The organism is Streptomyces sp. NPDC051041, assembly GCF_044456065.1.
Classification (GTDB): domain Bacteria; phylum Actinomycetota; class Actinomycetes; order Streptomycetales; family Streptomycetaceae; genus Streptomyces; species Streptomyces glaucus.
The window spans coordinates 38,263-64,367 of the sequence record NZ_JBITFM010000020.1; the positions used below are offsets into that span (position 1 = coordinate 38,263).

At 73.3% G+C, this 26,105-nt stretch carries 19 protein-coding genes; 7 read left to right on the plus strand and 12 right to left on the minus strand.

The genetic code is table 11. From position 1 onward, the window contains the following. Positions 1–28: 28 nt before the first annotated feature. Together ACIBAI_RS25005 and ACIBAI_RS25010 are read right to left on the minus strand one after the other, a co-directional pair. Entirely contained in the window at positions 29–1,117 is a 1,089-nt protein-coding gene (locus ACIBAI_RS25005; protein ID WP_399037564.1) for a branched-chain amino acid aminotransferase, read from the minus strand. Positions 1,118–1,378: 261 nt separating this feature from the next. Next, entirely contained in the window at positions 1,379–2,422 is a 1,044-nt protein-coding gene (locus ACIBAI_RS25010) for a 3-isopropylmalate dehydrogenase (RefSeq protein ID WP_399037566.1), read from the minus strand. A gap of 142 nt (positions 2,423–2,564) precedes the next feature. Here ACIBAI_RS25010 and ACIBAI_RS25015 point away from each other — a divergent pair, with 142 nt between their 5' ends. After that, complete coding sequence (locus ACIBAI_RS25015; RefSeq protein ID WP_399037567.1) at positions 2,565–4,127, plus strand: purple acid phosphatase family protein; 1,563 nt, start codon at positions 2,565–2,567, stop codon at positions 4,125–4,127. 55 nt (positions 4,128–4,182) lie between these two features. Here the strand turns inward: ACIBAI_RS25015 and ACIBAI_RS25020 are convergent, their stop codons facing one another. From ACIBAI_RS25020 to ACIBAI_RS25030, 3 genes are all read right to left on the minus strand, one after another. Beyond that, positions 4,183–4,341 carry a hypothetical protein gene (locus tag ACIBAI_RS25020; RefSeq protein WP_399037569.1) on the minus strand — a complete coding sequence of 53 codons (159 nt, stop codon included), beginning with the start codon at positions 4,339–4,341 and terminating at the stop codon, positions 4,183–4,185. A 303-nt stretch (positions 4,342–4,644) separates the two neighbouring features. Next, positions 4,645–6,276, minus strand: a complete 1,632-nt coding sequence (gene pruA, locus ACIBAI_RS25025) for an L-glutamate gamma-semialdehyde dehydrogenase (protein ID WP_399037570.1) — start codon at positions 6,274–6,276, stop codon at positions 4,645–4,647. Between the two features lie 33 nt (positions 6,277–6,309). After that, positions 6,310–7,236 (minus strand): proline dehydrogenase family protein, encoded by a 927-nt coding sequence (locus ACIBAI_RS25030; protein WP_399037572.1) that lies wholly within the window; start codon positions 7,234–7,236, stop codon positions 6,310–6,312. Positions 7,237–7,400: 164 nt separating this feature from the next. On the opposite strand from ACIBAI_RS25030, the gene ACIBAI_RS25035 reads away from it, so the two are divergent. From ACIBAI_RS25035 to ACIBAI_RS25055, 5 genes are all read left to right on the plus strand, one after another. Then, the gene (locus ACIBAI_RS25035; RefSeq protein WP_399037573.1) at positions 7,401–8,693 is read left to right on the plus strand and encodes a PucR family transcriptional regulator; all 1,293 of its coding nucleotides are present in this window, start codon (positions 7,401–7,403) and stop codon (positions 8,691–8,693) included. Positions 8,694–8,802: 109 nt separating this feature from the next. Next, the gene (locus ACIBAI_RS25040) at positions 8,803–10,290 is read left to right on the plus strand and encodes an ABC transporter substrate-binding protein (RefSeq protein ID WP_399037575.1); all 1,488 of its coding nucleotides are present in this window, start codon (positions 8,803–8,805) and stop codon (positions 10,288–10,290) included. After that, positions 10,287–12,137: an ABC transporter permease subunit gene (locus tag ACIBAI_RS25045; RefSeq protein WP_399037577.1), complete on the plus strand. Its 1,851-nt coding sequence runs from the start codon at positions 10,287–10,289 to the stop codon at positions 12,135–12,137. Before ACIBAI_RS25040 ends, ACIBAI_RS25045 begins: the two co-directional genes overlap by 4 nt. Positions 12,138–12,204: 67 nt before the next feature. Then, positions 12,205–13,149 carry an ABC transporter ATP-binding protein gene (locus ACIBAI_RS25050; protein WP_399037679.1) on the plus strand — a complete coding sequence of 315 codons (945 nt, stop codon included), beginning with the start codon at positions 12,205–12,207 and terminating at the stop codon, positions 13,147–13,149. Continuing rightward, positions 13,146–13,859 carry an ATP-binding cassette domain-containing protein gene (locus tag ACIBAI_RS25055; protein ID WP_399037579.1) on the plus strand — a complete coding sequence of 238 codons (714 nt, stop codon included), beginning with the start codon at positions 13,146–13,148 and terminating at the stop codon, positions 13,857–13,859. Before ACIBAI_RS25050 ends, ACIBAI_RS25055 begins: the two co-directional genes overlap by 4 nt. Here ACIBAI_RS25055 and ACIBAI_RS25060 read toward each other — a convergent pair. Next, positions 13,813–14,385 carry a TetR/AcrR family transcriptional regulator gene (locus ACIBAI_RS25060; protein ID WP_399037580.1) on the minus strand — a complete coding sequence of 191 codons (573 nt, stop codon included), beginning with the start codon at positions 14,383–14,385 and terminating at the stop codon, positions 13,813–13,815. The genes ACIBAI_RS25055 and ACIBAI_RS25060 overlap by 47 nt on opposite strands. A gap of 84 nt (positions 14,386–14,469) precedes the next feature. Here ACIBAI_RS25060 and ACIBAI_RS25065 point away from each other — a divergent pair, with 84 nt between their 5' ends. After that, positions 14,470–16,017, plus strand: coding sequence for an MFS transporter (locus ACIBAI_RS25065; RefSeq protein WP_399037582.1), 1,548 nt, complete (start codon positions 14,470–14,472; stop codon positions 16,015–16,017). A gap of 13 nt (positions 16,018–16,030) precedes the next feature. Here the strand turns inward: ACIBAI_RS25065 and serA are convergent, their stop codons facing one another. The 6 genes from serA to ACIBAI_RS25095 form a co-directional block, all read right to left on the minus strand. Then, positions 16,031–17,632 carry a phosphoglycerate dehydrogenase gene (gene serA, locus ACIBAI_RS25070; protein ID WP_399037584.1) on the minus strand — a complete coding sequence of 534 codons (1,602 nt, stop codon included), beginning with the start codon at positions 17,630–17,632 and terminating at the stop codon, positions 16,031–16,033. A 265-nt stretch (positions 17,633–17,897) separates the two neighbouring features. Beyond that, positions 17,898–18,896 (minus strand): ketol-acid reductoisomerase, encoded by a 999-nt coding sequence (gene ilvC, locus ACIBAI_RS25075; RefSeq protein WP_344605991.1) that lies wholly within the window; start codon positions 18,894–18,896, stop codon positions 17,898–17,900. A gap of 116 nt (positions 18,897–19,012) precedes the next feature. Continuing rightward, complete coding sequence (ilvN, locus tag ACIBAI_RS25080) at positions 19,013–19,537, minus strand: acetolactate synthase small subunit (protein ID WP_344605993.1); 525 nt, start codon at positions 19,535–19,537, stop codon at positions 19,013–19,015. A gap of 29 nt (positions 19,538–19,566) precedes the next feature. Then, a complete protein-coding gene (locus tag ACIBAI_RS25085; protein WP_399037587.1) occupies positions 19,567–21,417 on the minus strand; it encodes an acetolactate synthase large subunit in 1,851 nt (616 codons plus the stop codon). A 254-nt stretch (positions 21,418–21,671) separates the two neighbouring features. Next, a complete protein-coding gene (locus ACIBAI_RS25090) occupies positions 21,672–24,686 on the minus strand; it encodes a putative bifunctional diguanylate cyclase/phosphodiesterase (protein ID WP_399037589.1) in 3,015 nt (1,004 codons plus the stop codon). A gap of 447 nt (positions 24,687–25,133) precedes the next feature. Then, positions 25,134–26,084 carry a 2-hydroxyacid dehydrogenase gene (locus ACIBAI_RS25095; RefSeq protein ID WP_399037591.1) on the minus strand — a complete coding sequence of 317 codons (951 nt, stop codon included), beginning with the start codon at positions 26,082–26,084 and terminating at the stop codon, positions 25,134–25,136. Positions 26,085–26,105: the final 21 nt, after the last annotated feature.

A 26,105-nucleotide genomic window follows, 5' to 3' on the forward strand; every position in this document is an offset into this window, starting at 1 on the left:
CGGCGGCCCCGGCGGGTGCGCTCGGGCGTCAGGCGAGCGTGTGCATCCAGCCGTGCGTGTCCTCGGCCGTGCCGCGCTGGATGTCCAGGAGAGCCCGGCGGAGCCGGAGGGTGACCTCGCCCGGCTCGCCGCCCGACTGCCGCCACTCGGCGCCGGCCCGCTTGACCGTGCCGACCGGGGTGATCACGGCGGCCGTACCGCAGGCGAAGACCTCGGTCAGGGTGCCGTTCTCGGAGTCGCGCTGCCACTGGTCGACGGAGACGCGGCCCTCCTCCGCCTGGTAGCCGAGGTCGCGGGCGACGGTGAGCAGGGAGTCGCGGGTGACGCCCTCCAGGATCGAGCCGGTCAGCGACGGCGTGACGATCCTGTCGCCGTAGACGAAGTACAGGTTCATGCCGCCGAGTTCCTCGACCCACTTGTGCTCGACGGCGTCGAGGTAGCAGACCTGGTCGCAGCCCTTGGCGGCGGCCTCGGCCTGGGCGAGGAGGGACGCGGCGTAGTTGCCGCCGGTCTTGGCGTCGCCCATGCCGCCCGGCACCGCGCGGACGCGGTCCTCGGAGACCCAGATGGAGACCGGCTTGACGCCGCCCGGGAAGTAGGCGCCGGCCGGGGAGGCGATGACCAGGAACAGGTACTCGCTCGCGGGCCGGACGCCGAGGCCCACCTCGGTCGCGATCATGAACGGGCGCAGGTACAGGGACTCCTCCCCGCCGTGCGCCGGCACCCACGCGCTGTCCTGCTTGACCAGCGCGTGGCACGCCTCGACGAACGTCTCGACCGGCAGCTCGGGCATGGCCAGGCGGCGCGCGGAGGCCTGGAAGCGCCTGGCGTTCATCTCCGGGCGGAAGGTGGCGACGGAGCCGTCGGGCCGGCGGTAGGCCTTCAGCCCCTCGAAGATCTCCTGCGCGTAGTGCAGGACCATGGTGGCGGGATCCAGGGAGAGCGGCGCGTACGGGACGAGCTGGCCGTCGTGCCAGCCGCGCCCCTCCGTCCACTTGATCGTCACCATGTGGTCGGTGAAGTGGCGGCCGAAGCCGGGGTCGGCCAGGATCGCCTCGCGCTCGGCGGCGGAGAGCGGGCTGGCGGAGGGCTTGAGCTCGATCGTGGGCGTCGTCATGGGTAGCTGTCCTTCACCGGTTGTAGTGACGGGCCGCGCTCACGCCTGTACTGCCAGTGGCCAGTGTTAGGACGTCCGAGCATTCCCTCATTCCGCGGCTCCGTGTCCGATTATCGCAAGCGGCGTCCACGGAACACATCGGCGTGCGGGCGGCCCAGGGATCGATGGTGGCACCCGGCGCAGGCATGGGGAAGCCGCCGGGCGTCGTGCGGACCCGGCGGCTTCGAAAGCCCTTCGGCAGACTTCGAGAAGCGCGGCGGGTCAGCCGGCTACTCGTACGGCGAGCGCGTCGCCGATCTCCGAGGTGCTGCGGGCGGGCTTCCCGGCCCGCTCCCCGAGGTCGGCGGCGACCGCCTCCTCGATCCGGGCCGCCTCGGCCTCGTGGCCGAGGTGGCGCAGCAGCAGGGCGACGGACAGGACCGTGGCGGTGGGGTCGGCCTTGCCCTGGCCGGCGATGTCCGGGGCCGAGCCGTGGACCGGCTCGAACATGGACGGGAACTCGCGGCTCGGGTTGATGTTGCCGGAGGCCGCGACGCCGATGCCGCCGGAGACGGCCGCGGCGAGGTCGGTGATGATGTCGCCGAAGAGGTTGTCGGTGACGATCACGTCGAACCGCTCGGGCTGGGTGACCAGGTAGATGGTGGCCGCGTCGACGTGGATGTACTCGGTGGTGACCTCGGGGTACTCCTGGGCCACCTTGTCGAAGACGCTCGTCCACAGGTGGCCCGCGAAGGTCAGCACGTTGTTCTTGTGGACCAGCGTGAGCTTCTTGCGGGGGCGTGCCTGGGCGCGGGCGAAGGCGTCGCGGACCACGCGCTCGACGCCGTAGGCCGTGTTGACGGAGACCTCGGTGGCGACCTCGTGCGGCGTGCCCTTGCGGATGGTGCCGCCGTTGCCGGTGTACGGGCCCTCGGTGCCCTCGCGGACCACGACGAAGTCGATCTCGGGCTGTCCCGCCAGCGGGGTGGCCACGCCCGGGAGCAGCTTGCTCGGCCGCAGGTTGACGTGGTGGTCGAAGGCGAAGCGGAGCTTGAGCAGGAAGCCGCGCTCCAGGACGCCGGACGGCACGGACGGGTCGCCGATCGCGCCGAGCAGGATGGCGTCGTGCTGCTTGAGGGCGTCGAGGTCGGCGTCGGTGAGGGTCTCGCCGGTGGCGTGGTAGCGCCGGGCGCCGAAGTCGTACTCCTTCGTCTCCAGCTTCACATCCTGCGCGAGGACGGCGGAGAGGACCTTCAGGCCTTCGGTCACGACCTCCTGGCCGATGCCGTCACCGGGGATCACTGCGAGATTGATGCTGCGAGACATGCGGGCACCCTACTCCTCGTCCCAGGGGATGACACGGACCGTCCGCGATACGGACACCCGGGCGGGGGACGGCGTCCGCGCGTCGACCGCCGTTCACCTGTGCGTGGGGCGGGCGTCGGCCTTCGCTGGGAAGTTCCCCCCTATGGAGATCCCCGACTTCGGCATCCCGCCCGAGCTCGCGCGCCGGATGAGCATGGCGGAGCAGTACGCGTACCTGCGGGCCCGGCTGTCCCGGCGCCGCGCGCTGGTGACGGCGGGCGCGGCGGCGGGCGGACTGCTGACCGGCTGCTCCGGGCCGGGGCGGCCGGGGGCGGCGGCCACGGGTCCGTCGCCGTCCGCCGCGAAGGTCCCCGGCTCGTACGTGCCGCCGTTCGGCCGCCACCTGGCCTTCGGCGCCGACCCGCGGACGCAGATGCGGATCTCCTGGCAGGTGCCGCTCGCGGTGCGCGGGCCCTACGTGCGGGTGGGACTGCGGCCCGACGACCTCGGGCACAGGGTCGGGGCGGAACTGCGCGACCTGCACACACCGGGGCTGCGGGGGGTGCGCCCGGCGGTCGAGCAGTTCTACGTGCACGCGGCGCTGGACGGCCTGCGCCCCGGCACGACGTACTACTACGGCGTCGGCCACGAGGGCTTCGACCCGGCCGCCCCGGAGCACCGGTCGGCGATCGCCTCCTTCCGCACCGCGCCGGCGCGCCCGGAGCGGTTCGTCTTCACCGCCTTCGGCGACCAGGGCGTCGGCGAGGACGCGGCCGCCAACAACTCCGTGCTGCTGCGGCAGGACCCCGCGTTCCATCTGCACGCGGGCGACATCTGCTACGCGAACCCGACCGGGCGGGGCAAGGAGTCGGACGTGTTCGACGCCACGCACTGGGACCGCTTCCTGAAGCAGACCGAGCCGGTGGCGAGGTCGGTGCCGTGGATGGTGACCACCGGCAACCACGACATGGAGGCCTGGTACTCGCCGGACGGCTACGGCGGCCAGCTCGCCCGCTTCTCCCTGCCGGACAACGGCTTCGACCCGCGCCGGGCGCCGGGCGTGTACACGTTCACCTACGGCAACGTCGGCATCGTGGCGCTGGACGCGAACGACGTGTCGTACGAGATCCCCGCCAACCTCGGCTACAGCGACGGCCGGCAGACGAAGTGGCTGGACGCCAGGCTCGGTGAGCTGCGGGCGGCCGAGGGGGTCGACTTCGTCGTCGTCTTCTTCCACCACTGCGCCTACTCGACCTCCTCGCACGCCTCCGACGGCGGGGTGCGCGCCGAGTGGCTGCCGCTGTTCGCCCGGCACCAGGTGGACCTGGTGATCAACGGGCACAACCACGTGTACGAGCGGACCGACGCGATCAAGGACGGCGAGGTCGGCCGCCCGGTGCCGGTCGGCGCGTCGACGGACCCGACGCGGGACGGGATCGTGTACGTCACCGCGGGCGGGGGCGGCAAGGACCTGTACGGCTTCCCGGCGGGCGTGCCGGAGAGCTACGAGGGGCACGAGAGGGAGCGCGAGTCCGTCGCGACCTTCCACTGGACCAGGTCGCGGCTGGCCAGGGCGGAGACGGTGGAGTGGTCGCGGGTGCGCTACCGGGGCTTCTCGTTCCTCTCGGTGGAGGCCCGGGCCGGTGCGGCGCCGCGGCTGACGGTGTCGGCGCTGACACCGAGCGGCGAGCGGATCGACCGTTTCGAGGTGCGGCGCGGCCGGTGAGACCGCGCCGCACCTCATCGGGTGCGGCTCCCGGTCGGTGCGGTCCGGTGACGGCTCAGCGGCCGTCCCCCACGGCCCAGCAGGCGTGGGAGGCGTCGCCGCCGTTGTCGCGGCGGTCGAGGGCGCGCTGCAGGGCGGCGGCGGCGTTCTTGCGGTCGGACTCGCTCGTCCGGGAGACGTGGCGGACTCGGCGACGGACGGTCGTCTCGGCCATGGGACATCGGCTCCTTCGGCGCACGGGACGTGCGGAACGGGGATGTTTCGAGACGCCGGATGGGGCGGGAGCAGCGGTGCCGCAGGGGTTGCCTGCACGGGGCCCGGCTCACGATCGCCCTTCGCTGGGTCGAGCGAGACGTTCGGCTCCTACAAAGCTAAGCGACGGCGGCGCCCGTGTCTCCACAATTACTAGGGCTTCCTACTATCTGAGACGGCGCGGTCCCCGGCCCCCCGCGGGCCGGGCGGCGGACACGCCGACGGGCCAGGTCGGCGACCTGGCCCGTCGTGCGCCGCGCGGGGATCAGCCCATGTGCGGGTAGGTGTAGTCGGTCGGCGGGACCAGGGTCTCCTTGATGGCCCGGGTCAGGGTCCAGCGCATCAGGTTCTGCGGGGCGCCGGCCTTGTCGTTGGTGCCGGAGGCGCGGCCGCCGCCGAAGGGCTGCTGGCCGACCACGGCGCCGGTCGACTTGTCGTTGATGTAGAAGTTGCCGGCCGCGTAGCGCAGCTTCTCCGCCGTGCGGGCGGCGGCCGCGCGGTCGCGCGCGATGACCGAACCGGTCAGGGCGTAGTCGGAGACCGACTCCATCTGCGTCAGCATCTCGTCGTACCGGTCGTCCTCGTAGACGTACACCGCGAGGATCGGGCCGAAGTACTCGGTGCGGAACACCTCGTTCTCCGGGTCGGTGCACTCGATGACGGTCGGGCGGACGAACCAGCCGACCGAGTCGTCACAGGTGCCGCCCGCGACGATCGTGCAGGCCGGGTCCTGCTCGGCGCGGTCGATGGCGGCCTTGTTCTTGGCGAAGGCGCGCTCGTCGATGACGGCGCCGATGAAGTTGGACAGGTCGGTGACGTCACCCATCCTGATGCCGTCGACCTCGGCGGCGAACTCCTCCTTGAAGCCGTCGTTCCAGATGGACGCCGGGATGTACGCCCGCGAGGTGGCGGAGCACTTCTGGCCCTGGTACTCGAAGGCGCCGCGGGTCAGCGCCGTCTTCAGCACCGCGCGGTCGGCCGACGGGTGGGCGACGACGAAGTCCTTGCCGCCGGTCTCGCCGACCAGGCGCGGGTAGGAGCGGTACTTCTCGATGTTGGCGCCGACCGTCTTCCACAGGTACTGGAAGGTCTTGGTGGAGCCGGTGAAGTGGATGCCGGCCAGGTCGCGGTGGTTCAGGGCGACCTCGGAGACCTCGATGCCGTCGCCGGTGAGGAGGTTGATGACGCCCTTGGGCAGGCCCGCCTCCTCCAGCAGCCGCATGAGCAGCACGGCGGCGTGGGTCTGGGTCGGGGACGGCTTCCACACGACCACGTTGCCCATCAGCGCGGGCGCGGTGGGCAGGTTGCCCGCGATCGCCGTGAAGTTGAAGGGCGTGATCGCGTAGACGAAGCCCTCCAGCGGGCGGTGGTCGAGGCGGTTCCACACGCCCGGGGAGTTGGCCGGGGGCTGCTCGGCGAGGATCTGCCGGGCGTAGTGGACGTTGAACCGCCAGAAGTCGACCAGCTCGCAGGGCGTGTCGATCTCGGCCTGCTGGGCGGTCTTGGACTGGCCGAGCATGGTGGAGGCGGCCAGCGTCTCGCGCCACGGGCCGGACAGCAGCTCGGCGGCGCGCAGGAAGATCGCCGCGCGGTCGTCGAAGGACAGCGCGCGCCAGGCCGGCGCGGCGGCCAGGGCCGCGTCGATGGCGTCCTGGGCGTCCTGCCGGGTGGCGTTGGCGTAGGTGCCGAGCACGGCCTTGTGGTTGTGCGGCTGGACCACGTCGAAGCGCTCGCCGCCGCCCATGCGCTTGACGCCGCCGATGGTGCAGGGCAGGTCGACCGGGTTGTCGGCCAGTTCCTTGAGCCTGGCCTCCAGCCGGGCGCGCTCGGGTGAGCCGGGGGCGTAGCCGTGCACCGGCTCGTTGACGGGGGTGGGGACCTGGGTCACAGCGTCCATGTGTTCCGTACTCCTTACTGAGCGGTGGTGGTCTCAGCCCTTGGTGATCATGCTGCGGGCGAAGAAGCGCAGGTTGGCCGGCTTCTCCGCGAGGCGCCGCATGAAGTAGCCGTACCAGTCGGTGCCGTAGGCGGTGTAGACGCGCACGCGGTGGCCTTCGGCGGCGAGCCGCAGCTGCTCGTCGCTCCTGATCCCGTACAGCATCTGGAACTCGTACTCGTCCGTCTTGCGCCCGGCGCGCCGGGCCAGCTCCTGGGCGATGGCGATCAGGCGCGGGTCGTGGGACCCGATCATCGGGTAGCCCTCGCCCTCCATCAGGACCTTCAGGATGCGGACGTAGGCCTTGTCGATCTCGTGCTTGTCCTGGAGGGCGACGGACGCGGGCTCCTTGTACGCGCCCTTCACCAGCCGCACGCGGCTGCCGCTCGCGGCGAGGCGGCGGGCGTCGGCCTCGGTGCGGAAGAGGTAGGCCTGGATGACGCAGCCGGTCTGCGGGAAGTCCTTCCGCAGCTCCTCGTGGATGGCGAACATCGAGTCGAGGGTGGTGTGGTCCTCCGCGTCCAGCGTGACCGTGGTGCCGATCCCGGCGGCGGCCTCGACGACGGGGCGGACGTTGGCCAGCGCCAGCTCGTGCCCGCCCGCCAGCGCCTGCCCGAACATCGACAGCTTGACGGACATCTCCGCCCGGGTGCCCAGCTCCAGCGGCTTCAGCCGGTCGATCAGCTCCAGGTAGGCGTCCCGGGCGGCGGCGGCCTGCTCGGGGGTGGTGATGTCCTCGCCGACGACGTCCATGGTCAGCTCCAGGCCCCGGCCGGCGAGTTCCCGGACGACCGGGACGATCTCGTCGACGTCCTCGCCGGGGATGAACCGGTCGACGACCTGCTTGGTCACCGGGGCCGCCGAGATCAGGCGTCGCATCCGGTCGCTGCGCGACGCGGCGAGAATCACGGGACCCAGCACGGGGCACCTCCAGAGCACAGGCGGTAGAAGGCCGGAACCCGACGATCCGGGTACGGCACGGGGAACCACCGTGAAACCTAAGGATCCCTCGGTTCGCGGGCCATCGACAGCTGTCACGCATCCGTGCCGCAGATCTCAGACAGATGTATGAAGACCGCGCTGGAATGCGGCAGAATGCCCGGGTGGCGGCGGATCACAGGCGCGATTACCAGGATCTGGTCGACGAGCTCTCGGAACTCCTCGGGGCCCCGGCGACCCTGGAGAACCGCGACTTCGAGCTGATCGCCTTCGGCACGTACGACGACGAGGGCGACCTCGACCCGTCCGCCCTGGACCCGGTCCGCACCCGCTCGATCCTGACCCGCCGCTCGACGGCCGCGGTCCGCGCCTGGTTCGAGGGGTTCGGCATCACCCGCGCGACGGGCCCGGTCCGGATCCCGCCGTCCCCCCAGGCGGGGGTGTACCGGGGCCGCATCTGTCTGCCGGTGCGCCACCGGGGAGTCGTCCTCGGGTACGTCTGGCTGCTGGACGGCGATCCGGGCCCGGACGAGCGGCAGCTGACGGCGGCCATGTCGGTGACGGCCCGGATCGGCGCGCTGCTCGCGGACGAGGCGCAGCACGACGCGGATCTGGGCCGGGAGCTGCGGACGGCGCTGAGCGCCGAGCACGACTGGCAGCGCGACATGGCGGTCGCCGAGCTGCGCACCGCCCTCGGCCCGCGCGCGGACGCCCTGCACACGGTGGTGTGCGTGGCCCCGTGGCCGTCGGCCGACCCCGACGACGTGCCTTCGGCGCGGACCGTGCCGGGGGCGACGGTGCTGTGCACGGTGCCGTGGGACGGGGGTCCGTCCCACGCCTCGGGAGCGGCGGGGGGGACCGGCCGGTGTCTGGCCCTGCTGCTGCGGCTGCGTTCGGCGGACGTCCTGACCCCGGCCACGACGGCGGCCGCGCGGCTGCTGGAGCGGGCGCGCGGCGGGAGGGCGCAAGCGGGCGCGGGCGCCGAGCCCCGCGCGGCGGGCGCCGGCCCCCTCGCCCCCCGCACCGCCGGCCCGGCCGCCGGGATCGCCGCCCCGCGCGCCGGGCTCGCGGAGCTGGGCGCGGCCTGGCGGGAGGCGTCGGCGGCGGCGCGCGCGGCCCTGGCCGAGCCCCGGCTCGGCCCGGTCGCCGAGTGGGCGTCGATCGGTCCGTACCGCCTGCTCACCGCGCTGCCGCCGGGCGCCGCCCGCGATCCGGCCGCGGGGGCCCTGCTGACCCCCGCCCACCGCGAGCTGGCCCGCACCGCCGAGGCCTACCTCGACTGCGCGGGCCAGGCCGCCCGTACGGCCGCCGCGCTCGGCATCCACCGCCAGACCCTCTACTACCGCCTCTCCCGCGTCGAGCAGCTCACCGGCCTGGACCTGGACGACGGCGAGGACCGGCTGCTGCTGCACATGGCGCTCAAGGCGGCGCGGCTGTGACGGGCGGCCCCCGCCCCGCGTGATCGACACCAACTTCTGAAAACGATTGTCATCGTGCTACGGTCATCGCGCGCTCAACCATTGACCAGCCCTTTACCCGGAGTGTCCCGTGCGCGTCCCCGTCCGCTTCCTCCGCCTGCCCGCGTCCGCCGCGGCTCTCGCGCTGCTCACCGGATGCTTCTCCGCGACGGGTTCCGGTGACGCCGGCGCCGAGGGCGGGCGGATCCGCGTCGCGATGATGCAGCCCCCGCGCTCGGGCCTGTCCCCGCTCTCCGACGACGCCTTCAAACTCTCCCGCTGGTCGACGGCGGAGACGCTGGTGAAGCTGGACGCGCAGGGCGACGCCCGGCCCGCCCTCGCCACCGGGTGGACCCGGTCCGGCCGCAGCTGGACGTTCACGATCCGCGACGGCGTCACCTTCCACGACGGCTCGAAGCTCACCGCCGAGGCCGTGGTGCGCTCCCTCACCAGGGCCGCCACCGCCTCCCCCAAGCCCCGCATCCTCGACGGCGTGGAGCTGACCGCGCGGGCCGACGGGAACCGGGTCGTCGTCACCACCGCCGTCGAGGACCCCCTCGTCCCGCAGCGGCTCAGCTCCCCCCAGCTGTCGATCCTCGCGGCGAAGGCGTACCGGGGGAAGACGGTGGACCCGGTCGGCGCGGGCACCGGCCCCTTCGAGCTGACCGAGGTCGACGGCACCTCCTCCGCCTCCCTCGACCGCTACGACGACTACTGGGGCGGCCGGGCCGAGGCCCCCGGCATCGACGTGACGTTCGTGCCGGACGGCACCGCCCGCGCCGCCGCCCTGCGCAGCGGCGAGGCCGACATCGTCGAGGCGGTGCCGGTGTCGCAGGCGGCGCTGCTCGACGAGGACCTGATCACCGAGGTGCCGATGCCGCGCACCAACACCCTCTACCTGAACACCGCGAAGGGCGCCTTCCGGGATCCCGCGCTGCGGGCGGCGGCCCGGGAGGCGATCGACGCGGAGTCGATCGTGAAGGGGGTGTACGAGGGACGCGCCGACGTGGCCGAGGGGCTGCTCGGCCCGGCGCTCCCCTGGGCGGCCGAGCTGCGCGAGCCGGTGTCCCGCGCGAAGGCGGGCCGCCCCGCCGGCCGGACCATCACCCTCGGCACCTTCACCGACCGGGCCGAGCTGCCCGAGGTGGCCGCCGCACTGCAACAGCAGCTCCAGAAGGCCGGGTTCCGGGTGAAGCTGGACGTCCGCGAGTACGCCGCCATCGAGTCCGACGCGCTGGCCGGCGAGTTCGACGCGTTCCTCCTGTCCCGGGCCACCGTCCTGGACTCCGGCGACCCGGCCGCCTACCTCTACAGCGACTTCGCCTCCGACGGCTCCTTCAACATCTCCCAGCTCGCCGACGCGTCGGTGGACAAGGCGCTGCGCAAGGCCGGTGAGACGCCGACCGGCGACGACCGCCGCGCGGCGGTCGTCGCCGCCGAAGCCGCCGTGCTGGCCACCGACGCGGCGGTGCCGATGCTCCACGAGCGGGTGATCCAGGGCGACGCCGCCGACGTGGTCGGCGCCGCCCACGACCCGCGCGAGCGGGAGCTCGTCACGGCGGCCACCCACCTCAGGTGAGGCCCACCGCGGCGGGGTCGACCCGCGCCCTCGCACTCGCCGCCGTCCTGGCCGCCGTCGGCCTGCTGCCCTGGCTCTCCGGCCGGGACCCGGCGCTGACCGTGCTGCGGGCCCGCTCCGCCGAGCAGGAGCCGACGCGGGAGGCCCTGGACGCCGTACGGCGGGACCTCGGGCTGGACGCCGGGCCCCTCGCCCTGCTGGGGAGGTGGGCCGGCGGTACGGCGCGCGGCGATCTCGGCACGTCCTGGGTGTCGGGGGCCGAGGTGCTGCCGTCGGTGGTGTCCGGGCTGCAGGTCTCGCTGGCCCTGATGGGCGCCTCGCTCGCCGTGGCGGTGCTGCTGGCCTGCGCGCTGGTGGCGCCCGTCCTGGTGCGGGGGCGCGCCTCGGGCGGGGCGTTCGCCGCCATGCTGGCCGCCGTGCCGGAGTTCCTGCTGGCCACGGTCGCGCTGCTGGTGTGCGGGGTGTGGCTGGGGTGGCTGCCGACGTCCGGCTGGCGGGGGCCGGAGCACATGGTGCTGCCCGCCGTCGCCCTCGGCGTCCCCGCGGGCGGGCTGCTCGGCCGCCTGGTCGCGGACGCGCTGCCCGCCGTGCTCGGCGAGCGGTGGGTGGAGCTGTGGCGGGGCGCGGGGGTGAGCCGGGCCCGGATCGCGGCCGCCGCGCTGCGCCGCGTACTGCCGCCGCTGGTCCCGCAGTCCGGCATGGTCGCCGTGGGGCTGGCGGGCGGCGCGGTCGCGGTGGAGACGGTGTTCGCGGTGCCCGGCATCGGGCGGACGGCGCTGGGGGCGGCCAAGTCGCAGGACCTGCCGCTGCTCCAGGGCGCCGTCCTGGCCCTGCTCGTCCTCGGTCTGGTCACCGGCGCGCTGGCCGCGCTGGTACGGCGCCGGCTGCTGGGGCCGGCCCTGCGCGACGCCGGGCTCGCGCTGCCCCCGGCCCGGCCGGTGCGCGCGCACCCGGCGGTGCCGGTGGTCCTCGCCGCCGTGCTGCTGGCCGCGGTCGGCTGGGGTCTGCTGCGCGACCCGTACGCCGTCGACACCACCGCCCGGCTGGCGGCGCCCTCCTGGGCGTACCCGCTGGGCACCGACGGACTCGGGCGGGACGTGCTGGCGCGGCTCGGACACGGGGCCGCCTCGACGGTCGGCACGGCGGCGGCGGTCTGCCTGCTGAGCCTGCTGGCCGGACTGGCCCTGGGTTTCCTGCCGGGGTTCGCGGCGGGCGCGGCGGACATCGCCAACGCCCTGCCGCCGGTGATCGTCGGCATTCTGGTCGCCGCGGCGGCCGGGCCCGGCACCGGCGGGGCCGCCCTCGCCGTCGCTCTGATCTCCTGGCCGCCCCTGGCCGCGCACGCGGCGGCGCTGGTGCAGGAGGTGCGGGCGTCGGCGTTCCTCACCGCGCAGCGGGCCATCGGCGCGTCGCCGGCCTGGATCCTGACCCGGCACGTCCTGCCGTCGGTGGCCGCGCCGGTCGCCCGGCACGCCCTGCTGCGGCTGCCCGGCATCGCCCTCGCCCTGGCCTCCCTCGGCTTCCTGGGCCTGGGCGCGCAGCCGCCCGCGCCCGAGTGGGGCCTGCTCCTCGACGAGTCCCGCGCCTACGTGGAACGCGCCCCCTGGGCCGCCCTCGCCCCCGCCGTCGCCCTGGCCCTCCTGGCTGGCCTCGCGGTCTCGGCGTCGTCGCTCACCCGCCCCGGCCGCACCTCGGGAGCGGCCGGCCGACGCCCGGTGCGCTCCCCGGCACGCCCCGCTGCGGCCGGCGGACCCTGCCCGCCGCCGTCCCCGGCCGCGCCCGGCGCCCGGCCGGGCGCCGGCCCCGTACCCGCCCCGGCCCGGAAGGAGCCCGCCGGTGAAGCCTGACGCCCCGGCCCACGAGCCGCGTCCCGCGCCCTTTCCCGGCGAGGATCCCGAGGCGCCCGCCCCCCTCCTGTCCGTGCGGGACCTCCGCGTCTCCTTCGACGGCGTCGAAGTCGTCCGCGGGCTCTCCTTCGACGTCCGCCCCGGCGAAGCGTTCGGCATCGTCGGGGAGTCCGGCGCCGGCAAGTCGCTCACCGCGCGGGCGCTGCTCGGGATGGTGCCGCGCGGCGCGGCGGTCGGCGGCACGGTCCTGCTGCACGGTTCCGCCGATCTCGCGGCCGGGCGCGGGCGCCGGATCAGCCTGGTGCCGCAGGACGCCCTGTCCGCCCTCTCCCCCGTCCACCCGGTCGGCGACCAGATCGCCGCCGCGGTGCGGTCGGTGCGCCGCGTGTCCCGGCGCGAGGCGGCGGCGCGGGCGGTGGCGGCGCTGGAGCGCGTCGGCATCCCGGACGCCGCCCGCCGGGCGCGGGCGTACCCGCACGAGTACTCCGGCGGCATGCGGCAGCGCGCGGTGATCGCCATGGCGACGGTCAACGAGCCGGACGTCGTCGTCGCCGACGAACCGACCACCGCCCTGGACGAGGAGCGCCGCGAGCAGGTGCTGCGGGTGCTCGCCGAGCAGCGGGAGGCGGTCGGCGCCGCGCTGGTCCTCGTCACGCACGACCTGGACGCCGTCCGGCGCCACGCCGACCGCGTGCTGGTCGTGTACGCCGGCCGGGCGGCCGAGGCCGGCCCCGCCGGCCAGGTGCTGGCCCGCCCCCGCGCCCCCTACACCGCGGGCCTGCTGGCCTCGCTCCCCCGGCCGGACGGCCCGCCCCGCCGCCGCCTCCCGGCGCTCCCGGGTTCCCCGCCCGCACCGGGCGCCCTCGGCGCCGGCTGCGCCTTCGCCCCGCGCTGCCCGCTGGCCGCGGATCCCTGCCGGACGCGTGAACCGGAGCCGCAGCCGCTGGACGGACGGCTGGTCGCCTGCCACCGGGCGGCCGACGTCCCCGACCCGATCCGGGAGTTCCTGTGACCGAGCCGCTGCTGGACGTCCGTGACCTGGTGGTCCGCTACGGCCCGGTGACGGCCGTCGACCACGTCTCCTTCGCGCTGGAGGCCGGCGAGACCCTCGCCCTCGACGGCCCCTCCGGCTGCGGGAAGTCCTCCACCGCGCTGGCGGTGCTCCTGCTGCGCCGCCCCGACGGCGGCGAGGTCCGCTTCGAGGGGCGCGAGCTGACCGGCCTGACGGAACGCGAACTGCGCCCCCTGCGCCCCCGTATGCAGCCCGTCCTCCAGGACCCCTACGGCTCCCTGAGCCCCCGCCACCGCATCCGGGACGCCGTGGCGGAACCGCTGAAGGTGCGGGGCCGCTGGAACGCCGACGACGGCCCCGCCCGCGTCGCGGAACTCCTCGAACGCGTCGGCCTGGACCCGGCGTACGGCGACCGGCGCCCGCACGAGCTGTCCGGCGGCCAGTGCCAGCGGGCCGGCATCGCCCGCGCCCTGGCCTGTGAGCCGCGGCTGCTGGTCCTGGACGAACCGGTGTCGGCGCTGGACGCGTCGGTCCGGGCCGGCGTGCTGAACCTGCTCGCCGACCTCCAGGACGAGCTGGGCCTCGGCTACCTGTTCATCTGCCACGACCGCGCGGTCGTGCGGCACTTCGCGGACCGCGTGGTCGAACTGCGCGAGGGACGCGTCACGTCCGAGTGGCGGCCTCGATCACCTGACGCAGCCCTTCGGTGAGCTGACCGGCCTCGGGCGCGGTCCTCGGGTCGAAGATCCACTGGGCCATGACGCCCATCATCAGGGTGGTGTAGAAGGCGCCGAGGGTGTCGACGACCTCGTCCGGCGCCTCGGCCTCGGGCACGCCCGTGAACAGTTCGACGAACCCGCGCGCCCCTTCCCGCTGGGCCCGCGCGAGGTGGTCGCGCACCTCGGGCAGCTGGTCGCCCATGCTCACGATCTCCATGCTGAGCCGCCACAGCGAGCCCGGCTCCCGCATGGTGGCGATGATGTTCGACCAGATCCCGGCGAACCGCTCCAGCGAACCGGGCGCCCCCCGCACCTCGCCGTCGAAGGCGACGGACAGCTCCTCCACCAGCTCCACGTACGCCTGCGCCAGCAGCGCGTCCTTCGACCCGTAGTGGTAGCCGATCGACGCCAGGTTGGTCCCCGACTCCTTGACGATGTCGCGGGCCGTCGTACGCGCGAACCCCTTGGCGAGCAGGCAGCGCTTGGCGCCTTCGAGCAGATCCTCGCGGTGTCCCATGGCGCCACCCTACCCCGCGGCACATACAAGCGTCTTATACAGCCGTTCTAGACAGCCGTATAAGACGTGCGTACAGTCACCGGCATGACGACGAACCCGCACCGCGCCGGGCGCCGCGAATGGACCGCGCTCGCCGTGCTGATGCTTCCGCTGCTCCTGGTCTCGATGGACGTCTCCGTCCTCTACTTCGCCGTCCCCGCGATCAGCGCCGACCTCGGACCCACCGGCACCCAACAGCTGTGGATCTTCGACATCTACGCCTTCGCCGTGGCCGGCCTGCTGATGACGATGGGCTCGGTGGGCGACCGCATCGGCCGCCGCAGGCTGCTGCTGATCGGCGCCACCGCCTTCGGCGCCGCGTCCCTGGCGGCGGCCTACGCGCGAAGCGCCGAGATGCTCATCGCGGCCCGCGCGCTGCTCGGCGTCGGCGGCGCCACCCTGATGCCCTCGACCCTGGCCCTGGTCCGCTCGCTGTTCGCCGACTCCCGCCAACGGGCGCAGGCCATCGCCGTCTGGTCCGGCGTGATGACGGCGGGCGTGGCGCTCGGCTCGGTGCTCAGCGGCGTGCTGGTGGAGTTCTTCTGGTGGGGCTCGGTCTTCCTGGTCAACCTGCCGGCGATGGCCTTGCTGCTGGTCCTCGGCCCCGTCCTGCTGCCCGAGTCGAAGGACCCCGCCCCGGGCCGCCTCGACTGGATCGGCATCCCGCTGTCGATGGCCGCGGTGCTCCCGGTCGTCTACGGCCTGAAGGAGATCTCCTCCGACGGCTGGCACCTCCGGTACGTCGTGTCGGTCATCGCGGGTCTGCTCTTCGCGGCCCTGTTCGTGCGCCGGCAGCGCACGGCCGCGTCACCGATGATCTCCCCCGCGCTGTTCCGGGGCGGCGGCTTCGGCGTGGCCGTCGCCCTCAACCTCGTCACCATGTTCGCGATGATGGGGTCGGCGTTCTTCACCACCCAGTACCTGCAGTCGGTGCTGGGCATGAGCGCGATGGAAGCCGCCCTGTGGGCGCTGGTGCCCTCGGTGCCGATCGGCTTCGCGGCGCCGGCCGCGACCGCGCTGGTGCACAGGGGCGTGCACCGCGCCCATGTGGTGACGGCGGGTTTCGTCTGGGCCGCGGGCGGCTTCGGGCTGCTGGCGTTCGCCGGCCCGGACTCGCCGGCGCTGGTGCTGGCGGCCTGCGGGGTGCTGGCCTCGGGAGTCACCATGGTGGTGTCCCAGATCATGGACCTCGCCCTGGGCGCCGCTCCGGTGGAGCGGGCGGGCTCCGCGTCCTCCCTGATGGAGACCGGCGCGGAGTTCGGCGGCGCGCTCGGCATGGCGGCCCTCGGTTCCATCGGCACGGCCGTCTACCGCCACCGGATGCCGGACTCCGCGCCCGCCGAGGCCCGCGAGACGCTGGGCGGCGCGCTGGCCGCCGCCGAACGGCTGCCGGGACGGGCGGGGGACGCCCTGGCGACGGCGGCCCGGGAGGCGTTCACCCAGGGCATGCAGGGCGCGGCGATCGCGGGCGCGGCGGTACTCGCCGGGGCGGCGGTCCTGGCGGCGGTGACGCTGCGCCGGGTGAGGGTCCGGGAGGAGCCGGACACGCGGAACGCCGGACGGGCTGATGCGGTCAGCCCGTCCGGCGTGTGAGGACGAGGTTGGGTCAGACCAGGTTGACCGACCGAGCCGACGTCGCGCCGATCTCGGCCGCGACCTCGGACAGCACGCCCTGCGGCACCGTGTCGTCGACGGTCAGCACCGCCAGCGCCTCGCCGCCGGCGACCGCGCGGGACACCTGCATGCCGGCGATGTTGATGCCGGCCTCGCCGAGGATCCGGCCGACCGTGCCGACGACGCCGGGACGGTCCTCGTACCGCAGCACCACCATGTGGTCGGCGAGCGCCAGGTCCACGTCGTACTCGCCGACCGCGACGATCTTCTGGACGTGCTTGGGACCGGTCAGCGTGCCGGAGACCGAGATCTCCTCGCCGTCCGCGAGCGTGCCGCGCACGGTGACGACGTTGCGGTGGTCGGCCGACTCCGAGCTGGTGGTCAGCCGCACCTCGACCCCGCGCTCCTGGGCGAACAGCGGCGCGTTGACGTAGGACACCGTCTCGTCGACGACGTCCTCGAACACGCCCTTGAGCGCGGACAGTTCGAGCACCTTCACGTCGTGCTGGGTGATCTCGCCGTACACCTCGACGTCGAGACGGACCGCGACCTCGCCGGCGAGCGCGGTGAAGATCCGGCCCAGGCGCTCGGCGAGCGGCAGACCCGGCTTGACGTCCTCGGCGATGACCCCGCCCTGGACGTTGACCGCGTCCGGCACCAGCTCCCCGGCGAGGGCGAGCCGCACCGACTTGGCGACCGCGATACCGGCCTTCTCCTGCGCCTCGTCGGTGGAGGCGCCGAGGTGCGGGGTGCACACGACCTGGTCGAACTCGAACAGCGGCGAGTCGGTGCAGGGCTCCTTGGCGTACACGTCGAGGCCCGCGCCGGCGACCCGGCCCTCCTTCAGCGCCGAGTACAGCGCCTCCTCGTCAACGATCCCGCCGCGCGCGGCGTTGACGATGCGCACGCTCGGCTTGACCTTGCGCAGCGCCTCCTCGCCGATCAGACCGAGCGTCTCGGGGGTCTTCGGCAGGTGGACGGTGATGAAGTCGGAGACCTCCAGCAGCTCGTCCAGCGACAGCACCTTGACGCCCATCTGCGCGGCCCGCGCGGGCTGCACGTAGGGGTCGTAGGCGACGACCTTCATGCCGAAGGCCGACATGCGCTGTGCGACGAGGGCGCCGATCCGGCCCAGACCCACGACGCCCAGGGTCTTCTCGGCCAGCTCGACGCCCGTGTACTTGCTGCGCTTCCACTCGCCGTTCTTCAGCGCGGCGTTGGCCTGCGGGATGTTGCGGGCGGTGGCGATGATCAGGCCGCAGGCGAGCTCGGCGGCGGTCACGATGTTGGAGGTGGGGGCGTTGACGACCATCACGCCGGCCTTGGTGGCGGCGGCGACGTCGACGTTGTCGAGGCCGACGCCGGCTCGTGCGACGACCTTCAGCCTGTTCGCCGCGGCGATCGCCTCGGCGTCGACCTTGGTGGCCGAGCGGATCAGGATCGCGTCCACGTCGGCGATGGCCTGGAGCAGGTCGGCTCGGTCTGCTCCGTTGCAATGGCGGATCTCGAAGTCCGGCCCGAGCGCGTCGACGGTGGCGGGCGACAGCTCTTCAGCGATGAGTACCGTGGCTTTTCGACTGGGGTACGAGCTCACGTGGGTCCTCACATGTCCAGTGCGGACGGCCGTCCCGACGGCCGCAGGCGGTGGAGGGGTGCTAGCCGCGTGGAAGACGCACGACGCTGTGGGCCTGACGCGTATGTGTGCAGCAGTGTAGTGGCGCCGGTGGCGTCGTCTTACGCCGCTTCGGAAGGTTCACCCGTCCGTGGCCGGACGGATTGGACAACGCCGTACCACCGACGTTACCCGGGGTTCGCCGAAGGGGCCGGAGCGGAATGTCCCGGCCCCTCGGGCGGTCGGCTCACGCCTCCTCGTCGACCCAGCTCATGAGCTTGCGCAGCTCCTTGCCGGTGGTCTCCAGCAGGTGCTCGGAGTCCTGCTGCTTGTACTCGCCGTACTTCTTCAGGCCGCCGTGGTACTCGTCCATCCACTGCCGGGCGAAGGAGCCGTCCTGGATCTCGGCGAGGACCTTCTTCATCTCGGCCTTGGTGGCGTCGGTGATGATCCGCGGGCCGGTGACGTAGTCGCCCCACTCGGCGGTCTCGGAGATCGACCAGCGCATCTTCTCCAGGCCGCCCTCGTACATGAGGTCCACGATCAGCTTCAGCTCGTGCAGGCACTCGAAGTAGGCGATCTCCGGCTGGTAGCCGGCCTCGGTCAGCGTCTCGAAGCCCGCCTTGACCAGCGCGGCCGTGCCACCGCACAGGACGGCCTGCTCACCGAACAGGTCGGTCTCGGTCTCCTCGGTGAAGGTCGTCTTGATGACGCCGGCGCGGGTGCCGCCGATGCCCTTGGCGTACGACAGGGCCAGCGCGAAGGCGCCTCCCGTCGCGTCCTGCTCGACGGCGGCGATGCAGGGGACGCCGCGGCCCTCCTCGTACTGGCGGCGCACCAGGTGGCCCGGGCCCTTGGGGGCGACCATGCAGACGTCCACGCCGGCCGGGGGCTTGATGAAGCCGAAGCGGATGTTGAAGCCGTGGCCGAAGAAGAGGGCGTCGCCGTCCTTCAGGTTCGGCGCGATGTGCTCCTCGTAGACCTGGGCCTGGATCGGGTCCGGGACGAGGATCATGATGACGTCGGCCTCGGCGGCGGCCTCGGACGGGGTCACCACGCGCAGGCCCTGCTCCTCGGCCTTCGCCTTGGACTTGGAGCCCTCGTGCAGACCGACACGCACGTCGACGCCCGAGTCGCGCAGCGACAGGGCGTGGGCGTGGCCCTGGCTGCCGTACCCGATGACCGCGACCTTGCGGCCCTGGATGATGGACAGGTCGGCGTCGGCGTCGTAGAACAGCTCGGCCACTTTGGGTTCTCTCCTTGTGTGCAGGTGTCGCGTCCCACCGTATGCCGGTGGGCGGAAGGGAAGTCTTCGGGTCTCGGAATACGGGCGGCCGGTGCGCCGGCCGCCCGTCCCGGGTGCTACGCCGACCGGTCCAGGGCGCGCAGCGACCGGTCCGTGATCGAACGGGCACCACGGCCGATCGCGATCGTGCCGGACTGGACCAGCTCCTTGATGCCGTACGGTTCCAGCATCTTGAGCATGGCGGACAGCTTGTCGCTGGATCCGGTGGCCTCGATGGTCACGGCCTCCGGGGAAACGTCGACGGTCTTGGCGCGGAACAGCTGGACAATCTCGACGATCTGCGAGCGCGTCTCGTTGTCGGCGCGCACCTTCACCAGGACGAGCTCGCGCTGCACGGCCTGCGCCGGGTCCAGCTCGACGATCTTGAGCACGTTGACGAGCTTGTTGAGCTGCTTGGTGACCTGCTCCAGCGGCAGGTCCTCGACGTTCACCACGATGGTGATGCGGGAGATGTCGGGGTGCTCGGTGACGCCGACGGCGAGCGAGTCGATGTTGAAGCCGCGGCGGGAGAACAGGGCGGCGATCCGGGCGAGGATGCCCGGCGTGTTCTCCACCAGGACGGAGAGCGTGTGCTTGGACATGTCTGTGGTTCCTCTTCGCTCTTCCTCGCTCAGTCGTCTTCGTTGTCGCCGAAGTCGGGGCGGACGTCCCGGGCGGCCATGATCTCGTCGTTGGAGGTGCCGGCGGCGACCATCGGCCACACCATCGCGTCCTGGTGGACGATGAAGTCGACCACGACCGGGCGGTCGTTGACGGCGTTCGCCTCCTCGATCACCTTGTCGAGGTCGGCCGGGTCCTCGCAGCGGATGGCGTGGCAGCCCATGGCCTCCGCCAGCTTCACAAAGTCCGGGACGCGGGTGCCCCTGGCCTGCGGGTTGATGTCGTCGGGCCCGGAGTGCAGCACCGTGTTGGAGTACCGCTGGTTGTAGAAGAGGGTCTGCCACTGGCGGACCATCCCGAGGGCCCCGTTGTTGATGACGGCGACCTTGATCGGGATGTTGTTCAGGGCGCAGGTGGTGAGCTCCTGGTTGGTCATCTGGAAGCAGCCGTCGCCGTCGATCGCCCAGACGGTCCGGTCGGGCGCGCCGGCCTTGGCGCCCATGGCGGCCGGGACGGCGTAGCCCATGGTTCCGGCGCCGCCGGAGTTCAGCCAGGTGCGCGGCCGGTCGTACTCGATGAAGTGCGCGGCCCACATCTGGTGCTGGCCGACGCCCGCCGAGAAGATCGTGCCCTCGGGGGCGAGCTGCCCGATGCGCTGGATGACCTGCTGCGGGGAGAGCGAGCCGTCGCCGGGCTGGTCGTAGCCGAGCGGGTAGGTCTCGCGCCAGCGGTTCAGGTCGTTCCACCAGGCGGCGTAGTCGCCCCGGTGGCCGTCGGCGTGCTCCTTCTGGACGGCCTGGATCAGGTCGGCGATGACCTCGCGGGCGTCGCCGACGATCGGCACGTCGGCGGCGCGGTTCTTGCCGATCTCCGCCGGGTCGATGTCGGCGTGCACGATCTTGGCGTGCGGGGCGAAGCTGTCCAGCCTGCCGGTGACGCGGTCGTCGAAGCGGGCGCCGAGGGCGACGATCAGGTCCGACTTCTGCAGCGCGGTGACGGCGGCGACGCTGCCGTGCATGCCGGGCATCCCCAGGTGCAGCGGGTGGTTGTCGGGGAACGCGCCGAGCGCCATCAGGGTGGTGGTGACGGGCGCGCCGGTGAGTTCGGCGAGGACCTTCAGCTCGGCGGTGGCGCCGGCCTTGAGGACACCGCCGCCGACGTACAGCACGGGCCGCCGGGCGGCGGTGATCAGTTTGGCCGCCTCGCGGATCTGCTTGGCGTGCGGCTTGGTCACCGGGCGGTAGCCGGGCAGGTCCATGACGGGCGGCCAGGAGAAGGTGGTCTTCGCCTGGAGGGCGTCCTTGGCGATGTCGACCAGGACCGGGCCGGGACGGCCGGTGGAGGCGATGTGGAACGCCTGGGCGATCACCCGCGGGATGTCCTCGGCCTTGGTGACCAGGAAGTTGTGCTTGGTGATCGGCATGGTGATGCCGACGATGTCCGCCTCCTGGAAGGCGTCCGTGCCGATCGACGACGAGGCGACCTGGCCGGTGATCGCGACCAGCGGCACGGAGTCCATGTGGGCGTTGGCGATCGGGGTGACGAGGTTCGTCGCGCCGGGGCCGGACGTCGCCATGCAGACGCCGACCTTGCCGGTGGCCAGGGCGTAGCCCTCGGCCGCGTGCCCTGCGCCCTGCTCGTGGCGGACCAGGACGTGGCGCACCCGGCCGGAGTCCATCAGCGGGTCGTACGCCGGAAGGATCGCACCGCCGGGAATGCCGAATACCGTGTCGGCGCCGACCTCCTCGAGCGAGCGGATGAGGGACTGCGCGCCCGTGACGTGCTCGACGGAGGCGGACTGCTGTCCAGAGGGACGGGGCCGCGGCTGCGGATGGTGAGCCCCGGAGGCCTGCTCGGTCATCGGCAATCTCTTCTCGGTGCTGAGGGCTTGTGCGAAGTTTGTACGGCATTCGGCTGGTGCTCGGGCCGAGAGCTGCTCGCGCCCGTGCAACAAAAAACCCCTCGTGCCGTCAGGCAAGCGAGGGGAGCGCGCCGGTGGGGGTCGCTGGGGATTCCGGGTGGTACCGGTGGGTCCCAGCTTCAGCCGACGCGCTGTCCAAGTACGAGAATTCGGGTGCGCATGGCATCGACCCTCCCCCCGGCGCGCGCCCACTGTCAAGTGGGTGGGACGGGAGTCTCATTATGTGAGCGAAGGGCCGTGCCGCCGCCGAGGACCGCCGGGACCCCCGTGGCGACGCCACCGGCCATCCCGCCGGAGTACACCCCCGCGCCGCCGCCCGCGAACGCCGGCTCGGCCGGCCCCGCCGGCACCGGATACCGGCCGGCGCCGAGCACCCGGCGCAGCCGGTACTCGTCCAGCGCCCCGGAGAAGGCCATGCCCTGCCCGTGGGTGCAGCCCATCGCGCGCAGGGCGACGGCCTGCTCCGGCAGATCCACGCCGTCGGCCACGGACTGCAGCCCGAGGTCGGTGGCGATGCGGAGCAGCCCACTGGTGATCTTGTGCAGCCGCGCGGACTCGACGACGCCCTCGACCAGGCCGCGGTCGAGTTTCAGCACGTCGACGGGGAGCCGCCGGAGGGCCGTGAGCGACGCGTAGCCGCTGCCGAAGCCGTCGAGCGCGATCCGGACGCCGACCCGCCTGAGGGCGTTCAGCCGGCGCTCCAGGTCGTCCAGGTCGACCCGGGGATCGATGTCGGCCAGCTCGATCAGCAGCGTCCCGGGCGGCAGTCCGTGCCGGGTCAGCAATGCCTCGACGGAGCCGAACGGCATCGAGCGGTCCAGCAGCCGGCGGGCGCTCATGCGGACGGCGACGGGCACGGACAGACCGGCCGCGGCCCGCTCGGCCGCCTGCTCGACGGCTTTCTGGAGCACCCAGCGGCCCAGCTCGGCGGCCTTGTCGCTGTCCTCGGCCACGCGCAGGAACTCGGCCGGGGTGAACAGCACCCCCTGGGAGGAGCGCCAGCGCGCCTGGGCGCAGACCGACGCGATCCGGCCGTTCTCCAGGCACACCACCGGCTGGTGCAGCAGGGTGAACTCGCCGTCGTGCAGCGCGGCGCGCAGCCGCGTGGCCAGCTCGGCCTTGCGTACCACGTCCTGCTGCATCTGCGGCTTGTACAGCTCGACGCGGCCCTTGCCGCCCGCCTTGGCGCGGTACATGGCGAGGTCGGCGTTGCGCAGCAGCTCGCCCGCGCCGAGGCCGGGTTCGGCGAAGGCCACGCCGATGGAGGCGTTGACCCGGACGTCGTTGCCGTCGATGAGGTACGGCTGCGACAGCGTCACCCTGAGGCGGTCGGCGAGCTCCAGGATGTGCCGTTCCCGGGCGGCCCGGTCGCGGGTGCCGTCCCCGACGATCAGGGCCGCGAACTCGTCGCCGCCCAGCCGGGCGGCGGTGTCGCCCTGCCGGACCGCGTCCTGGAGTCTGCGGGCGGCCTGGACGAGCAGTTCGTCCCCGGCCTGGTGCCCGATCGTGTCGTTGACGGCCTTGAAACCGTCCAGGTCGATGAAGAGCACGGCCGTGTTGCGCAGGGCGACGCCCCGGTCGGAGGCGCGGCGGCCGGACAGGGCCTGCTGGACGCGCCTGGTGAACAGGGCGCGGTTGGGCAGGTCGGTGAGCGGGTCGTGCTCGGCGCTGTGCTGGAGCTGTGCCTGCAGGCGCACTCTCTCGGTCACGTCCCGGCTGTTGAAGATGAGGCCGCCGTGGTGGCGGTTGACGGTCGACTCGACGTTCAGCCAGCCGCCACCGCCGGAGCGGAAGCGGCACTCGATGCGGGTGGTGGGTTCCCGGACCGGGTCGGCGGCGAGGAAGCGGCGCACCTCGTGCACGACGCAGCCGAGGTCGTCCGGGTGGATGAGGCCTGCCAGCTCCGTGCCCACGAGCTCCTCCGCGGGGCAGCCGTACACACCGGCGGCGGCCGGGGAGACGTACCGGAGGACGCCGTCGGGCGCGGCGATCATGATGACGTCGCTGGAGCCCTGCACCAGGGAGCGGAAGTGGTTCTCCTTCTGCGCCAGTTCCTGGGTGAGGATGATGTTCTCGAGCAGCATGATGCCCTGGCGCACCACGAGGGCGAGGACGACCGTGCCGCCGGTGATCAGCACCACGCGGTCGACGCTGCGGCCGTTGAGCACGTTGTAGAGGATCCCCAGCGTGCAGACCGCGGCGGCGAGGTAGGGCGTGAGCGCGGCCAGCGACCCGGCGATGGGCCGGGGAGCCGGACGGCGGCCGGGCTCACCGTCCTGCGCGGGTGCGGGGCGGGGGCCGGCGCCGCGCTGTCCGGGCACGTGCTCGTGGACCACGCGCGTGTGCCCCTCGTCCTGCGGCGGCTGCCCGTGCCGGGACGCGGCCCAGGGGGCGTACGCCAGCAGCAGGGAGCCGGCGAACCAGCCCGCGTCGAGCAGCTGGCCGGAGCGGTAGCTGTCGTGCAGCAGCGGCGAGGTGAACAGGGCGTCGCACATCACGGTCAGCGCCAGCGCGCCGATCGCGGTGTTGACCGCGGGCCGGTACACCGTCGAGCGCCGGAAGTGCAGCACGAGCACCATGCTGATCAGGACGATGTCGAGCAGTGGGTAGGCCAGCGACAGCGCCGTGTGCGCCACGCTGGTCCCGTCGGCCTTCGCGGCCTGCGCGAGCGCGAGGCTCCAGGACAGCGTCAGCAGGGAGCCGCCGATCAGCCAGGCGTCCAGGGCGAGGCGGACCCAGCCCGCCCTGGACGCCGGCCGCTTGGCCAGGACCAGCAGACCCACGATGGCGGGCGGCGCGAAGCACAGGAAGAACAGGTCGGCGTACGAGGGCGCGGGCACGGGACGCCCGAGGACGACCTCGTACCACCCCCAGACCGCGTTGCCGAGGGCCGCCATCGCCGAGGAGAGGGCGAACAGCAGCCAGGCGGCCCGGAAGCGGACGCGGCGGCTGCGGGCGTGGAGCAGGCAGGACACGGCCGCGGCGCCGGCCGCGGCGCTCAGTCCGAAGTCGCCCATGATCAGTGCCAGTCGGTCCGAACCCCAGCCGAACGCGGAGCCGACGGCGTAGGCCGCGCAGACCAGGGCCAGGGCGAGCTGGGGGACCGGCCCCGGCCCGCTGTCGGGGGCCGGCGGGCGGGGCAGCGGCGTCCTCGGCGAAGGCCGGGTCCGCGGCGCTCGGTCGAGGGTGGGGGGCGGGGCTGCGTTCACCGGGCCCTCCTGGTGGTCGCCGCTCCCGGGCCCCGAAGGTCCCGGCGCGTGGGGTGGACCTGCCTGCCGCGGCTGCCGTGCCCGCGGTGGTGATGGCCGTGGTGGTGATGGCCGTGGTGGATGTGGTGGTCGCCGTGCCGGCCGCGCCTGCGCGTGACCGTGCGCCAGGGTCGCCGTCGGCGGACCCGCCGCGTGGGATCGTTCGTCCATAGGCCGTGCATCGCCCGTCGCCCCCCTCACAGTTCTGAAGTGTTCGTCCCCGGCGCCGAACGGTGCGCGGCGCAGCCCCTGTCGGGACGATACACCAGTCTCGTCACTCAGGGACATAGCTTCTCTACGCTCCGTGACTGCCAGCGGATATGCGGGTACCCACCGCATCCGGAGGATCGCGGAGGGTGCCCGAAGTGGATGACGCGGTTGGTGCGACGGATGTGCCCGCCGCGCGGTTCACACGTCGGCCGGGCCCGTCGTAAGGATCACGTTGCGCAGCGGCTCCCGGTTCACGAAGCGCGTCAACTGGTCCGCCAGCAGCCGTTGGGCGCGCGGCAGGAACGCGGACGTCGGGCCGCCGGCGTGCGGGCTGATCAGCACGCCCGGCGCCCGCCACAGGGGATGGCCGAAAGGCAGCGGTTCGGGATCGGTGACGTCGAGGGCGGCGGCGATCCGGCCGCTCTGCGTCTCGGCGAGCAGCGCCTTGGTGTCGACGACCGGCCCGCGGGCGACGTTGACCAGCAGGGCGCCGTCCTTCATGCGGGCGAGGAAGTCCGCGTCCACCAGGTGGCGGGTGGCCTCGGTGAGCGGGGTGGACAGGACGACGACGTCCGCCTCGGGGAGCAGCCGGGGCAGCTCGGTGAGCGGGTGCACCGGGCCGCGCGCCGTGGTGCGCCCGGAGCGCGCGACGCGCACCACCCGCGCCACCTCGAACGGCACGAGCCGGTCCTCGATCGCCGCGCCGATCGAGCCGTAGCCCACGATGAGGACGTTCCGGTCGGCCAGCGCGGGCCGGAACCCGCCGAGCCACTCCTGCCGGTCCTGCGCCCGGACGAAGTCGGGGAGGCCGCGCAGCGACGCCAGGATCAGCGCGAGCGCGAGCTCCGCGGTGCTGGCCTCGTGCACCCCGCGCGCGTTGCACAGGCGAACGCCCGGCCCCAGGTGGCGCAGGCCCGGCTCGATGTGGTCGGTGCCGGCCGACAGGGTCTGGACGACCCGGACACCGCTCATCCGGGGCAGGGGACGCTGCCCGACCTCGGCGGGCTTCATGTAGGGGACGACGTAGAAGGCGCAGTCGGCCGGGTCCGCGGGGAAATCCTCCGCCCCGTCCCAGAAGCGGTACTCCGGTCCCTCGGGGAGCCCCTCGATCTCGTCCGGCGGTATGGGCAGCCACACGTCTGCAGTCATGGTCCGGAGGCTATGTCAGGC

Excerpts from the sequence above, each read along its gene's own strand:
- ACIBAI_RS25005 (WP_399037564.1), bottom strand. The coding sequence starts at position 1,117 with ATGACGACGCCCACGATCGAGCTCAAGCCCTCCGCCAGCCCGCTCTCC.
- ACIBAI_RS25010 (WP_399037566.1), bottom strand. The coding sequence starts at position 2,422 with ATGTCTCGCAGCATCAATCTCGCAGTGATCCCCGGTGACGGCATCGGC.
- ACIBAI_RS25015 (WP_399037567.1), top strand. The coding sequence starts at position 2,565 with ATGGAGATCCCCGACTTCGGCATCCCGCCCGAGCTCGCGCGCCGGATG.
- ACIBAI_RS25020 (WP_399037569.1), bottom strand. The coding sequence starts at position 4,341 with ATGGCCGAGACGACCGTCCGTCGCCGAGTCCGCCACGTCTCCCGGACG.
- pruA (WP_399037570.1), bottom strand. The coding sequence starts at position 6,276 with ATGGACGCTGTGACCCAGGTCCCCACCCCCGTCAACGAGCCGGTGCAC.
- ACIBAI_RS25035 (WP_399037573.1), top strand. The coding sequence starts at position 7,401 with ATGCGGCAGAATGCCCGGGTGGCGGCGGATCACAGGCGCGATTACCAG.
- ACIBAI_RS25060 (WP_399037580.1), bottom strand. The coding sequence starts at position 14,385 with ATGGGACACCGCGAGGATCTGCTCGAAGGCGCCAAGCGCTGCCTGCTC.
- ACIBAI_RS25065 (WP_399037582.1), top strand. The coding sequence starts at position 14,470 with ATGACGACGAACCCGCACCGCGCCGGGCGCCGCGAATGGACCGCGCTC.
- ilvN (WP_344605993.1), bottom strand. The coding sequence starts at position 19,537 with ATGTCCAAGCACACGCTCTCCGTCCTGGTGGAGAACACGCCGGGCATC.
- ACIBAI_RS25085 (WP_399037587.1), bottom strand. The coding sequence starts at position 21,417 with ATGACCGAGCAGGCCTCCGGGGCTCACCATCCGCAGCCGCGGCCCCGT.
- ACIBAI_RS25095 (WP_399037591.1), bottom strand. The coding sequence starts at position 26,084 with ATGACTGCAGACGTGTGGCTGCCCATACCGCCGGACGAGATCGAGGGG.